The following is a 12,637-nucleotide window of genomic DNA, read 5'->3' on the forward strand; positions in this document are numbered from 1 at the left end:
TATTGACTTATAAATCTGTAATTTAGACTGAAACACGTGTTATCTAGTGGCAAAAAGCTGCTATGGTTAAGTTATCGATTATGACCTCAAGGAATGGCTCATGAACCAACAAACTGTACATACTTATTTAATGAACAAACCGTTAGTTAAACTAACGCAACCTTTTGCTAAAGATGTTGATGTATATAAAGTAAACCATAAGATGTTCGCCACCCTTGCACTGAGCAATGAGGGTGAAACCGATGAAAACGGCGAACCTATTTGGTGGCTAAACTTAAAGTGCGACCCTGATGAAGCACAGTCATTACGTGATATTTTTCCTTCGGTGATTCCAGGTTATCATATGAATAAACGCCTTTGGAATACAGTGATTTTAGACGGCTCAGTACCACAAGGTGAAATTGAGCGTATGATTGATAATTCATTTAATTTGGTGGTCGACAATATGCCAGATAAAGACAAACAGGCTATTGAAGCCTTACTGTAAATAAGCGTCTATATCTCTATATTTACTGATAATCAAACATAAAAAAAGCCGCATAATTTGCGGCTTTTTTACGTTAACTTAAGACATTAATCTTTGTGTTCAGTCATCTCATTTTGAGTATCAGTCGATTTATCATCTGCCTGCTCTGACTCAACTTCAGCTGTTTTAGTGGCTGTAGTGTAAAACTTATCGCCTTTATCAGCCATTGCAACCAGTGATTCACAGGGTGCAAAAATGGCATTGCTGTTAGCCAGTGTAGACATATCAGAGCTTATTTTACTCGCACCTAATTTGTCCATGTAGCTAAACGGACCACCTAAAAACGGTGGGAAACCAATACCAAAAATAGCACCAATATCACCATCACGCGGGCTTGCGATAATACCATCATCTAAACAACGAGCCGCTTCATTGAGCATTTGTGAAACACAGCGTTTAGCAATCTCGTTTTTATTTAAACGTGGGGCCGGTGTCACGCCAAGTAGTTCGTATACTGATTCATCAACCTTCTTGCCTTTCTTGTCGTATTCATAAAAGCCACGACCTGTTTTACGACCGAGGCGCTTTGAATCAATCATGCGTGAGAAAGCATCGGGTCCTTTAAAACGCTCACCCAATTCTTTTTCAAGAATTGGCGCAATTTTAGATCCAATATCAATACCTACTTCGTCCAGCAATGCCAACGGTCCAACAGGAAAACCAAACTCGACTAAAGCCGCATCTATTTTTTCAATCGGCTCACCAGCAAGCATTAAGTTAGCCGCTTCATTAAGGTATGGCGCTAAAATACGGTTTACATAAAAACCAGCCATATCTTTTACCACAATTGGCGTTTTACCTTGCTTACGTGCAAAGTTAACTACACGAGCAATGGTTTCTTGTGACGTGCCTTCGTGAGGAATGATCTCTACCAGTGGCATTTTCTCTACTGGCGAGAAATAATGTAAACCAATTACATTTTCAGGACGTTCTGCTTTTGCTGCAATTTGAGAAATAGGTAATGACGAGGTATTACTTGCAAAAATAGTATTAGCTTGGCATTGCTGCTCAACATCAGCAACCATACCTTGCTTAAGCTCTAAATCTTCAAATACCGCTTCTATTACTAAATCTATGTGCTTAAAGCCGCTATAATCCGTGGTACCCGTAATGCGGTTCATGGTTAACTGCATATCAGCTTTAGACATAATACGGCGCTTAAGGCGTTTATCTAAGATTTTGTATGTGTAGTTCATGGCATTACTTATGCCCTGCTCTGCCACATCTTTAATGCGTACCGGCAATTTAGCCTTAACCGCACTTACATGGGCAATACCTGCGCCCATTAATCCGCCACCTAACACAGCAGTTTTACTAATCGCAGGAGCGTCATCGTTGCGCCATTCTTTTTTCATTTCAGTGGTTGCAAAGAAAATACCGCGAAGTGCTTTAGACTCATCACTCATTACTAACGTAGCAAAGCCTTCGGCTTCGGTTTTATACGCTTTCATTTCATCAAGCTCTACGCTTGCACGAACCGCTTTAATAATCGCAAGCGGCGCTGGGTAGTGACCACCGGTTTTTTTAAGTACGTTTTCTTTAGCTTTTTTAAAGATAAAGTTACGACCAAACGGGTTTGATTCTAATAACTTGCTGACCTTATCAAGTTTAGGCTCTTTAGCTTGTGGCTTTTTCTTCTCAGCAAACTCTTTGGCCACTTTTAGCAGTACGCTTTGTGGAACACAATCATCCAATACACCGGCTTTTTTAGCTTGTTTTGGACGAATTTGCTTACCAGTTAGCATCCACTCAAGGGCTTTTTGAATACCCACGATTTTAGTTAAGCGTTGTGTACCACCACCGCCAGGCAATAAACCTAGTTGTACTTCTGGTAAACCAATTTTAGTTAAATCGCTATCTGTACCAACGCGATAATCACATGCTAAAGCAAACTCTAAACCACCACCTAAAGCAGCGCCGTGAATAGCACTAACCGTGGTATACGGTAGTTTTTTCATATCAAAAAATGCTTGATGGCATAATTCGCTGATAGCTAATGCATCTTCGCGTTTTTCAACGCTGTCTAGCATTTTCACATCAGCACCGGCAATGAAGTTATCACTTTTGCCACTAATAAATACCATACCTTTCACTGCATGCTCTTTAGCTTGTGCTAATAATGCTTTTAAATCATCAGCAAAGCTGTCACGCAGGGTATTCATTTTTTCACCCGGCACATCAATGGTTACCACGGCTATTTTGTTATCATCAACCGTTAAATTAAATACTGAATCTGTCATTACGCACTCTCCAATACAAAGGCTGCACCTAAACCACCCGCAGCACAGGCAGTCGTTAACGCTAAACCACCGCCACGACGCTTAAGCTCGTATAAGCTTTGTGTAATTAAACGCGCGCCGGTTGCCGCAAATGGGTGACCATAAGCGAGTGAACCGCCGTTAACGTTAAACTTATCCATGTTAATTTCACCTATGGCTTTATTTCGCCCTAAGTGCTCTTGTGCAAATTTATCTGAAGCAAACATTTTCATATTCGCTAAGGTTTGCGATGCAAACGCTTCATGCATTTCAATAAGGTCTAAATCAGCTAACGTAATACCTGCTCTATCAAGCGCGATTGGCGTTGAGTGGGCAGGCCCCATTAGCATGTCTTTTTCTACGCCTATGGCTGAAAACGCAAAACTGCGTACGTAGCCTAATATTTCGTAACCCAATGCTTTTGCTTTGCTTTCGCTCATCATTAACACTGCAGCTGCGCCATCGGTTAATGGGGTTGCATTAGCGGCAGTCACAGAGCCGTGCTGACGGTCAAATACGGGTTTGAGCTTGGCATAACCCTCAACCGTTGAGTTTTTACGAATATTGTTATCTTCTTCAATAAAGCTTTTATAAGGCGGTAAGTGCGCCGTCATTACTTCATCTTTTAACTTGCCATCGGCCCAAGCTTGAGTTGCTAATGAGTGAGAACGATGTGCTAAAGCATCTTGATCTTCACGGCTAATATTATGGGTTTTAGCCATTTGCTCAGCTGTTTGTCCCATTGATAAACCCGTTGAGTACTCAGCAACTGCTGGCGGTACTGGTAATAAATCTTTTAAACGTAGTTTTGAGAATATTTTTAAACGCTGACCAAGCGTACGGGCTTTGTTTAAATCGACTAAACTGCCGGCTAATTTTTTACTTACACCAATTGGCAATACAGACGATGAATCGGCACCACCAGCAATACCCACGTTTACAGAGCCTGCCATAATAGATTCGGCAACATTTGCAATTGCTTGAAAGCTAGTTGCACACGCACGTGACACTGAATATGCATCAACGCCAACTGGCATACCTGTACCTAATACAATTTCACGTGCAATATTTGGCGCTTCTGGCATTTGTACTACTTGACCAAAAACCAGTTGATCGATTTCTGACTTGTCGAAATTTAATCGCTCAAGCATTTCATTAACTACTAGCTTACCCATATCCAATGCTGGTACATGGTGAAACGCAGTTGCTTGCTTAGCAAAAGGAGTACGTAGGCCGCTTACAATGGCAATACGGTCGCCTTTTGGTGTTTTAAGTATGTTTTGCTCAGACATTTATTATTCTCTCCCGCTGACAGGTCAGACCTGTATGTTTTCCTCGATTCTAAACAACCCGTGTGATAAAGCCAATAGATAAACGTAAATTAATCATAAAGCGCCATTGTAAATCACTACATACATTGTGTAAGGGTAATACAATAGGCTTTTTTAGCAGGTTTTACAAAGTTTTGTGTTAGGCTAAAAAGCGTTAAAAAATAACGAACTATTTTCAAAAAATCAGTCTAACTCTTGAGTTATCCACTTATAAACCTTATAACTAGCTCAGTATTTGTTACCTAACCACTTTAGGTATTATTTAAGCTGACGAGGACAGTCCACTTATTATGGCAGCTAACGCATTTTCAAACTTAAAAACGTATTTAGACACCCAAATTATTGGCCAGCCAGCGCTCACTCAAGCACTCTTAATTGCTATATTAGCCGATGGTCATTTACTTGTTGAAGGCCCTCCGGGGCTTGCAAAAACGCGAGCGGTTAATGCTTTAGCAAAAGGTATTGAAGGCTCGTTTCAGCGTGTTCAGTTTACCCCAGACTTATTACCTGCCGATGTAACCGGCACTGATATTTATCGTCAACAAACCAGTGAGTTTGTGTTTGAAAAAGGCCCTTTATTTCATAACCTCATATTAGCGGATGAAATAAACCGAGCACCAGCAAAAGTACAGTCAGCTTTATTAGAAGCAATGGCCGAGCGCCAAGTTACTGTGGGCAAAAATACGTATCCACTTAGTGACCTGTTTTTAGTGATGGCAACACAAAATCCGCTTGAGCAAGAAGGGACCTACCCACTACCAGAGGCGCAATTAGACCGTTTTTTATTACATTTAAGTATTAATTATCCAGGGGCTGAGCACGAGCTTGATATTTTACGCCTAACCCGTGGTGAAGCACTTAATGATGAAGCCCCAGTGCTTGAGCAAATTTCGCAAGCAGAGCTGTTTGCCGCTAGAAAAGCGATTTTGGGTCTGTATTTAGCAGAGCCACTAGAGCAATACTTAGTTCAGTTGATTATTGCTACTCGAGAAGGCGCAAACTTAGATGAGCAACTTGGCCGCTGGATTGAATACGGCGCCAGCCCACGTGCCACGATTGCTTTAGATAAATGTGCCCGCGCTCATGCGTGGTTAAGTGGTCGTGATTTTGTATCGCCTGACGATATTCAAGCTGTGGTACATAATGTATTACGCCATCGTATTATTTTAAGTTACGAAGCACAGGCCGATGGTATTACAAAAGATCAGGTTATTAGCCGTATTGTTGAACTAGTTGCTGTACCTTAAGTTATGCAAACACACTTTGATTCTCAGGCATGGCTTAAATTAAGTCATAGCCATGGTGTTAATTTATCGCTTAAAGAGCTGATGTATTATAAAGCAAAAGCGCAACTGCTTGAGCTGGCACCTAAAGTTAGAATAAAAAATACCTTAGCGGGGCAATATCTGGCGCCGCATAAAGGCCGTGGCATGGAGTTTGCCGAAGTGCGCCATTACCAACACGGTGATGACATACGCTCTATTGATTGGCGGGTCACGGCTCGTACCGGTGAAACCCACACCAAACTTTTTCAAGAAGAAAAAGAACGCCCGGTATTTGTATTTACCGACTTTTCAAACTCCATGTTATTTGGCTCTCAATTATTATTAAAGTCGGTGCAAGCTGCACATATTAGCGCCTTAGTTGCATGGTCTGCTTGCCAACGTGGCGATAGAATTGGCGGTATTGTGTTTAATCAGCACTCGCATTTAGAGCTTAAACCTAGTGCCCGTGAAAAGGCCGTGTTAAAGCTGTGTCATAATTTATGCGACGCCCATCAGCAGGCACTTGAAAATATTGATAAACCTGCCAGTAATAACTTTAGTGACAACCTTAAGCGTTTAAATCACTTAGCTAAACCCGGTAGTTTGGTTTATATCGTATCCGATTTTAACGCCTTAGATGACGCCAGCTTTAAACAACTCGAATTACTTGCGCGGCACTGTGAGTTAATAGGCTGCCATATTAGCGACCCCTTCGAGCATAAGTTACCTGCTTTCCAACAAGCGGTTACGGTAAGTGCTAATAATCAGCAGTTTGCCCTCCCTTTGATGGATAACAGTTTTAGAGAACGATTTGCCAAAAATGCCGAGCAAGCATTTAGCGCGCGTATTAATCGTTTAACAAAATCTGGGCTTAACCTATTATCATTCGATGCAGCCACTGCGCTGGAACTGCAATTAGTGAGAAGATAAATCATGCAAACCTCTCCACTTGATGGCCTTCACGATATTATTGCTCCCTCTCACGTTGACTGGTGGCCGTTAGCCCCTGCTTGGTGGGTAGTTATTAGCATTGCACTGTGCTTAGTGTGTGGCTTAATTATAATTATGTACAAAAACTATCAATTTAAAAAACCAAAACGTAAGGCGATTAAATTAGCAAATCAACAACAATCAGCGCAGCAATTGCATATTATTTTAAAGCGTTTGGTGATCACCTATTACGATCCACGCTTAGCAGCGCAATCCACAGCTAACTGGTGTAAAACCCTAAGTCAACTTGCTGCAATTCGTTTTAATGAAGATGAAATTTCAGGCCTATATAGCACAGCACAAACACCACCGGCACTCAGTGATAAGTTTCGCCAAGCTATTAAACAATTTAAGCTAAAGGAGCCACTGCATGTTTGAATTTAGCTGGCCATGGCTGTTTTTATTATTGCCGCTTCCTTTAACGTTACTGCTATTAAAACCCGCAGCAAGTAATGCAACGACACGTTTACGCATCCCAAGTTTTGCATCGCATAATTTAAATAATCAACATGTAGAGCCCAGTGCACGTAAGTTAAACACTCTTGAATGGTTGCTATGGGCATTATTAGTAACAGCATCTGCTAACCCTACTTGGTTAGATGAGCCTATATCGCTGCCTAATGAAGGTCGCGACATTATGCTCGCTGTGGATTTATCGGGCTCAATGACAGAACAAGACATGGCTTATAATGGCCAATATGTTGACCGTTTAACTATGGTTAAAGCAGTGCTTAGCGATTTTATAGAGCAGCGTCAAGGCGACAGACTCGGGCTAATATTGTTTGGTGATACCGCGTTTTTGCAAACACCTCTCACCCGTGATGTAAAAACCGTCAGCAAAATGCTTACTGAAGCACAAATTGGCCTAGTAGGACGTGCCACGGCTATTGGTGACGCTTTAGGTTTATCGGTTAAACGCTTTGCTAGTAAAAAAGAAAGTAATCGTATTGTGGTGTTACTAACAGATGGACAAAACACCGCAGGAAACCTTGACCCCGAAGATGCCCTATTACTAGCTCGTGAAGAAGGCATAAAAGTGTACACCATCGGAGTCGGCTCAGATAACCCTCGTGGCTTTAGTTTATTTAATATGGGCTCTGGGGGCAGCAATTTAGATGAGAGTTTACTGAAAAATATTGCCGAACAAACAGGGGGTCTGTACTTTAGAGCCAAAGATGTCGCTGGGTTGCAACAAATCTATGCAGAGCTTGATAAACTCGAGCCAATTAGTGCTGATGAGCAGACCTTTCGCCCGCAAACAGCCTTGTTTTATTATCCGTTATTACTGGCCATTCTATTAATAAGTGCAATGGCATTTTTAAAAACAGTACGTGCATTGAAGGAGCCAAGCTAATGGATTTTGAGTTTATTCGCCCCGCTATTTTATGGCTGCTACTCCCTGCCCTAGGGCTGTTTTTTATTGCCATGCTTAAAAAGAAAAAAGCCCAATCGGCGCCACTCATTGCGCCACATTTAGCACAATTTGTTATGAGTGAATCAAATAATCAGGCTCGTCAGCCGCTGTGGCTAGTTGCGTTATTTTGCAGTTTAGCCATTATATTTAGTGCAGGCCCGAGTTTTGAGGAAAAGCAAGTCCCTGTATTTCAAAGCAAAAGTGCCCGCGTTATTGTAATGGATATGTCGTACTCTATGTATAGCACCGACATTGCTCCTAATCGATTAATGCAATCTCGCTTTAAAGCCCTCGATATGATTGAGTTATTTAAAGAAGGTGATACTGCATTAGTAGCCTACGCAGGCACTGCCTATGCCATTTCTCCACTGACCAATGATGCAACCACCCTTGCTAATCTTATTCCTAGTTTGAGCCCTGAAATTATGCCTGATAAAGGCTCCAACGTGCTGGCAGGTTTAGACATGGCGCAAGAGCTGCTCACTCAAGCAGGCTACCTAGATGGTGATATTATTTTGATCACCGATGGTATTGAACAACAACAGCAAAGTGATATAAGTGGTTTTACTAACAGTAGCCAGTATCGACTTAATATTTACGGTATTGGCACTGAGCAAGGTGCACCAATAAAGTTACCTGAAGGCGGATTTTTAAAAGATAATTACGGCCAAATTGTAGTGCCGACACTCAATGGTTCTTTACTCAAAGGAATAGCAAAGAATAGTGGCGGCCAATACGCTAATTATCAACCAAGTAATAGCGATATTGCCATTTTTTCACCGCAAGCAAACAGTGAAATACTAAAAAGTGAAAAACCAAATTTAGCCTTGTGGCGAATCGATGCTGGCATTTATGGCTTGCTTATTTTGCTGCCCTTAGCTCTATACTTATTTAGGCGCTCTGCGTTTATTGGTGCGGTGCTATTGCTAAGCTTTTTACCTCAGCAAAATGCCCATGCAGTAGAGTTACCAACGCTATTTAAAAATACCGATCAACGTGCATTAGAAGCTTACAACAACCAAGAGTACCAACAAGCAGCGCAAGCGAAGTCCAACGCTCTCAAAGGCGCTGCACTTTATCAGCAAGGTCAGTTTGAAGGCGCTCTGAACGAATTTAGTCAAGATAAATCAGCTACTGGTTATTACAATTACGGTAATGCACTGGCTAAAGCCGGACAATTAGAGGCTGCTATAAACGCTTACAAACAAGCGCAATCACTGCATTCTGATTTTACCCAAGCAGCCGATAACCAAGCGTTAGTTGAGCAGTTACTTAAGCAACAGCAAGACCAAGAAAACCAACAAGGTAATGATTCGCAAAATCAAGATGATCAAAGTCAAGATGATGCAGATAAATCAAAACAAGATCAGCAAAAAAATGGCGATAAAAATAACGCAGATAAAAGCGAAGATAACAGTCAAAACAGTGAAGAGCAGCAATCGGGTGAGCCCTCGGAGCAATCAAAAGATCAACAAAGCCAATCTGGTGAGCAGTCAGATGAACAAAATCAGCCTGACATGCAAGCTCAATCACAAAACCAACAAGACGAGAACAAAGACGACGATAGTAAGCCTCAGCAAGACGAGCAACAAAGTCAACCCAATCAAATGAATGAGCAACCGCCATCAGATGAGCAGAAGCAGCAAGCACAACAACAAGCTATGCAAGCACAGGCGGCTGAACTCACTAATGAAGAAAAAGAGAAAGCACAGCAACTAAATCAGTTACTAAGAAAAGTGCCCGACGATCCCGCTATTTTATTAAGAAACAAAATGCAATTAGAAGCCCAAAAAAGACAATATCAACGCCGTCCAACAGGAGTAGAAAAATCATGGTAATGCGATTATTTTGCTGTTTATTGCTATTAACTGCCATGCCATTAATGGCCGCCACTTCATTAGAGGCAAGCGTAGATAAAAACCCGGTACTGGCAGGTGAGTTTTTTATGCTCAATATTAGCGTTGATGATTCAATCAAAGGGCAACAACCCGATACTTCAGCGCTGTTAAAGGATTTCGTAGTCGGCCCTATGAGCTTAAGTAGCCGCACCAACATTATTAACGGTAGCATTAAAAAACAAACATCGTGGTCTGTTAAGTTAATGACTCGCAAAGCCGGCGAATACACAATTCCTTCTTTTAGTGTTGCAGGGCTCAGCTCTCAACCAATAAACTTGTCGGTTAAAGAGCGAAGCAGCGATGCGGGCAAAAATGATGATATATTTTTAAAAAGCTCGCTTACAAATAACAGCTTATTTGTGCAAGAGGCTGGCGTTTACACCATTAAACTTTACTTAGCTAAAGAGCTACTTGATGGCAGCTTAAGCACGCCAAGCATGGAAGATGCTCAACTCACCCAGCTAGGTAAGCAAAGTGAAGATTATGAACTGGTTAACGGTAAACGTTATTTAGTGATCACCCGTAATTATTTAATTCAGCCGCAAAAAAGTGGTGCATACACCATTGAAGCACCGGTTTTTCAAGGGCGTGTTCAACAAAACTATCGCCAACTAGAGGTGTCGGCACTTGGCGATGAACAACAGATTGAAATCAAACCCATCCCTGAGAACTATCAAGGTGATTGGTTACCCAGTGAATTAGTAAGTCTAACCGAGCAATGGCAACCAGACGATAATACCGTTGAGGCCGGCACGCCAATAACACGCACTATTATGCTTACCGCATTAGGGGTTACTAAGGAGCAACTACCCGAAATTGATATGCCTACTATAGATGGTATTCGCAGCTACCCGGATGAAAAAGAGACTAATAATGCAGTACGCGATGGTCGAGTGGTATCACAGCAAAGCGCCTCATTTGCGCTACTACCACAAACACCAGGCACTTATACATTGCCTGAAATTACCCTGCCTTGGTATAACACCAAAATGAACCGAATTAGTTACGCAACTTTACCAGAACGCACAATTACGGTAACACCAAGCACCACAGCGCCAGCAAACTCACTAAATACACCCGTTGAAAGTACTTTAAACAACACGGATGCAGAGCCAACGCAGCAAGCGCTCAGCGTGCAACGCCACACTAGTACGCCTCTATGGCTTATTATTGTAGCCGTATTAGGTTACATATTATGGATTGTGACCCTGGTTCTTTACTTTATGAAACGCTCAGCTAAAGAAGTGCAACAAACGACGCAAGCAAATCATAGAGGCAATCAGCAAGCAGATTTAAAAACACTGCAAATACTTGCTAAAAGCCATGATAATAAAGCATTTTACGATGCACTTAATCTATACGCGCTAACTCGAACAGATAAAAAGGTAGGAGCTCTCACCCATTTATGCGCTATGATAAACAACTCGCAGTTCACTGCGCAGGTAAATAATTTACAAGCACAGTTGTACGGTAACCAATCGGCTAGCACTGATTTAGAAGCGATTGTTAGTTTATTAAAAAAACATCAATCGCACACAGCTAAGTCATCATCTGCGTTAAAAGAGCTATATTCTTAATAAGAATCTTAGTTACTTTTTTTGGCCTATAATAATTTTAATTAAAAAGTGCTTATGTTTGGAAATAAAAAATCGAATGATCGGGTCTTAATTAATATGGCTGAAAAACAACAACGCTATGAAGCCTTGGTTCATGTTTATCATAAGGAACTCTATCGCTTTGCTTACTGGTTATGTAACGATCCGACTATTGCTGATGACTTAGTGCAAGAAACCTTTTTGCGTGCATGGCGCTCGCTTGATTCGTTACTCGACCAAAAAGCAGCTAAGCCATGGTTGCTGACCATTTTAAGGCGTGAGAATGCCAGACGCTTTGAGCGCAAGCAATTTGATTACAGTGATGTAGATAACGACACATTGGTGGATCAAACCAGCCATAGTTTAGATACAGCAATGGAACAAACCGTTATTCAGCGACAAATTTCTTTATTGGCTGATGACTACAAGGAGCCGCTGTTGCTACAGGTGGTAATGGGCTGCACCGGAGATGAAATTGCAGACATTCTTAACTTAAATAAAAATACTGTTATGACACGTTTATTCCGAGCAAAAAATCAACTTAAAGAGGCATTAAGCCGTGATGATGAACAACTTAAAGGAGCATCAAAATAATGGATGAACTTGAGTTTCGTCGCCGCACGATTGCGCAGCCAAATGAGCTGGACAAAGAGCTTCAGGAATTTGCAAACAGCAGTGCCGACAGACAACAATTTTTAAATGAAAGCAAAGCATTCGATAAACAACTCGACGACGCGCTTGATATTACTGTACCTGACAATCTTGCTGAACGAATTATTTTAAACACCTCGTTAAAAGAAAAAGCTAGAACAGATGAACTTGAGCAAAAGGATAACGTGGTTAGTGCACGCTCATGGTTTAAGTTCGACCGAATGCATTTGGCTTTGGCAGCTTCGTTTGTGATTGCAGTTAGTGCGTTTATGTTTAGCGAAGAACAAAGTATTAATCAAACGGCTGGTGAGCATGCACTAGCCCATGTTTACCATGAAATTTATGCGTTAAATAAAACTCAACAAATTAGCATCCAAACTGTCAATGAAAAGCTGGCTTTACTTGGCGGCCATATTAGTGATTTACCTGGCAAAGTGACTTATGTTAACTTTTGCGATTTTCAAGGTGAGAAAGGTATTCATTTAGTGTTTGAGTCTGACTTTGGGCCTATGACCGTGTTTATTGTGCCTAGCGATAATCAAATCTTTGAAATTGGCTCTGATGATTTTAATGACTCTCGCTATGCTGGCCATATAAATCGTGGCAAACAGGCCGATACAGTGCTAATTGCAAGCCTTGGCTCACCAGTTGATATGTATAATGAACGTATTTCAGGTGCTATTCGCTGGCTTTAAGCCATTATAGAAAC

Annotated in this window: 11 protein-coding genes; 9 read left to right on the plus strand and 2 right to left on the minus strand. The window is 41.4% G+C overall.

Annotated elements, in window-relative coordinates; translation table 11 throughout:
• Window positions 1-100: 100 nt before the first annotated feature.
• Window positions 101-487, plus strand: coding sequence for an MmcQ/YjbR family DNA-binding protein (locus tag DK924_RS14585; RefSeq protein ID WP_010391352.1), 387 nt, complete (start codon window positions 101-103; stop codon window positions 485-487).
• A gap of 86 nt (window positions 488-573) precedes the next feature.
• Here DK924_RS14585 and fadJ read toward each other — a convergent pair whose 3' ends face one another.
• Together fadJ and fadI are read right to left on the minus strand one after the other, a co-directional pair.
• Window positions 574-2,766 (minus strand): fatty acid oxidation complex subunit alpha FadJ, encoded by a 2,193-nt coding sequence (gene fadJ / locus DK924_RS14590; protein WP_109875534.1) that lies wholly within the window; start codon window positions 2,764-2,766, stop codon window positions 574-576.
• Window positions 2,766-4,076, minus strand: coding sequence for an acetyl-CoA C-acyltransferase FadI (gene fadI / locus DK924_RS14595; protein WP_010391348.1), 1,311 nt, complete (start codon window positions 4,074-4,076; stop codon window positions 2,766-2,768). The genes fadJ and fadI overlap by 1 nt, the downstream gene beginning before the upstream one ends.
• Before the next feature lie 329 nt (window positions 4,077-4,405).
• Here fadI and DK924_RS14600 point away from each other — a divergent pair, with 329 nt between their 5' ends.
• The 8 genes from DK924_RS14600 to DK924_RS14635 are packed head-to-tail and all read left to right on the plus strand — an operon-like array spanning window position 4,406 to window position 12,623.
• Window positions 4,406-5,362: a MoxR family ATPase gene (locus DK924_RS14600; RefSeq protein ID WP_010391346.1), complete on the plus strand. Its 957-nt coding sequence runs from the start codon at window positions 4,406-4,408 to the stop codon at window positions 5,360-5,362.
• A 3-nt stretch (window positions 5,363-5,365) separates the two neighbouring features.
• A complete protein-coding gene (locus DK924_RS14605; protein ID WP_109875535.1) occupies window positions 5,366-6,310 on the plus strand; it encodes a DUF58 domain-containing protein in 945 nt (314 codons plus the stop codon).
• 3 nt (window positions 6,311-6,313) lie between these two features.
• Entirely contained in the window at window positions 6,314-6,748 is a 435-nt protein-coding gene (locus DK924_RS14610; RefSeq protein ID WP_109875536.1) for a DUF4381 domain-containing protein, read from the plus strand.
• Window positions 6,741-7,724 (plus strand): VWA domain-containing protein, encoded by a 984-nt coding sequence (locus DK924_RS14615; protein WP_055011727.1) that lies wholly within the window; start codon window positions 6,741-6,743, stop codon window positions 7,722-7,724. The genes DK924_RS14610 and DK924_RS14615 overlap by 8 nt, the downstream gene beginning before the upstream one ends.
• Window positions 7,724-9,622 carry a VWA domain-containing protein gene (locus tag DK924_RS14620; protein WP_109875537.1) on the plus strand — a complete coding sequence of 633 codons (1,899 nt, stop codon included), beginning with the start codon at window positions 7,724-7,726 and terminating at the stop codon, window positions 9,620-9,622. The genes DK924_RS14615 and DK924_RS14620 overlap by 1 nt, the downstream gene beginning before the upstream one ends.
• On the plus strand, window positions 9,616-11,259 hold the full coding sequence (locus DK924_RS14625; RefSeq protein WP_109875538.1) for a BatD family protein: 1,644 nt from the start codon (window positions 9,616-9,618) through the stop codon (window positions 11,257-11,259). Before DK924_RS14620 ends, DK924_RS14625 begins: the two co-directional genes overlap by 7 nt.
• A gap of 54 nt (window positions 11,260-11,313) precedes the next feature.
• A complete protein-coding gene (locus tag DK924_RS14630; protein ID WP_010391329.1) occupies window positions 11,314-11,871 on the plus strand; it encodes a sigma-70 family RNA polymerase sigma factor in 558 nt (185 codons plus the stop codon).
• Window positions 11,871-12,623 carry a DUF3379 family protein gene (locus DK924_RS14635; protein ID WP_010391327.1) on the plus strand — a complete coding sequence of 251 codons (753 nt, stop codon included), beginning with the start codon at window positions 11,871-11,873 and terminating at the stop codon, window positions 12,621-12,623. Before DK924_RS14630 ends, DK924_RS14635 begins: the two co-directional genes overlap by 1 nt.
• Window positions 12,624-12,637 lie beyond the last annotated feature (14 nt).

The organism is Pseudoalteromonas sp. meg-B1 (assembly GCF_003173795.1).
GTDB lineage: Bacteria > Pseudomonadota > Gammaproteobacteria > Enterobacterales > Alteromonadaceae > Pseudoalteromonas > Pseudoalteromonas undina.

What these genes read in the sequence shown, in the direction of transcription:
- DK924_RS14605 (WP_109875535.1), top strand. Translation starts at nt 5,366, where the DNA reads ATGCAAACACACTTTGATTCTCAGGCATGGCTTAAATTAAGTCATAGC.
- DK924_RS14610 (WP_109875536.1), top strand. Translation starts at nt 6,314, where the DNA reads ATGCAAACCTCTCCACTTGATGGCCTTCACGATATTATTGCTCCCTCT.
- DK924_RS14585 (WP_010391352.1), top strand. Translation starts at nt 101, where the DNA reads ATGAACCAACAAACTGTACATACTTATTTAATGAACAAACCGTTAGTT.
- fadJ (WP_109875534.1), bottom strand. Translation starts at nt 2,766, where the DNA reads ATGACAGATTCAGTATTTAATTTAACGGTTGATGATAACAAAATAGCC.
- fadI (WP_010391348.1), bottom strand. Translation starts at nt 4,076, where the DNA reads ATGTCTGAGCAAAACATACTTAAAACACCAAAAGGCGACCGTATTGCC.
- DK924_RS14615 (WP_055011727.1), top strand. Translation starts at nt 6,741, where the DNA reads ATGTTTGAATTTAGCTGGCCATGGCTGTTTTTATTATTGCCGCTTCCT.
- DK924_RS14625 (WP_109875538.1), top strand. Translation starts at nt 9,616, where the DNA reads ATGGTAATGCGATTATTTTGCTGTTTATTGCTATTAACTGCCATGCCA.
- DK924_RS14635 (WP_010391327.1), top strand. Translation starts at nt 11,871, where the DNA reads ATGGATGAACTTGAGTTTCGTCGCCGCACGATTGCGCAGCCAAATGAG.
- DK924_RS14620 (WP_109875537.1), top strand. Translation starts at nt 7,724, where the DNA reads ATGGATTTTGAGTTTATTCGCCCCGCTATTTTATGGCTGCTACTCCCT.
- DK924_RS14630 (WP_010391329.1), top strand. Translation starts at nt 11,314, where the DNA reads ATGTTTGGAAATAAAAAATCGAATGATCGGGTCTTAATTAATATGGCT.
- DK924_RS14600 (WP_010391346.1), top strand. Translation starts at nt 4,406, where the DNA reads ATGGCAGCTAACGCATTTTCAAACTTAAAAACGTATTTAGACACCCAA.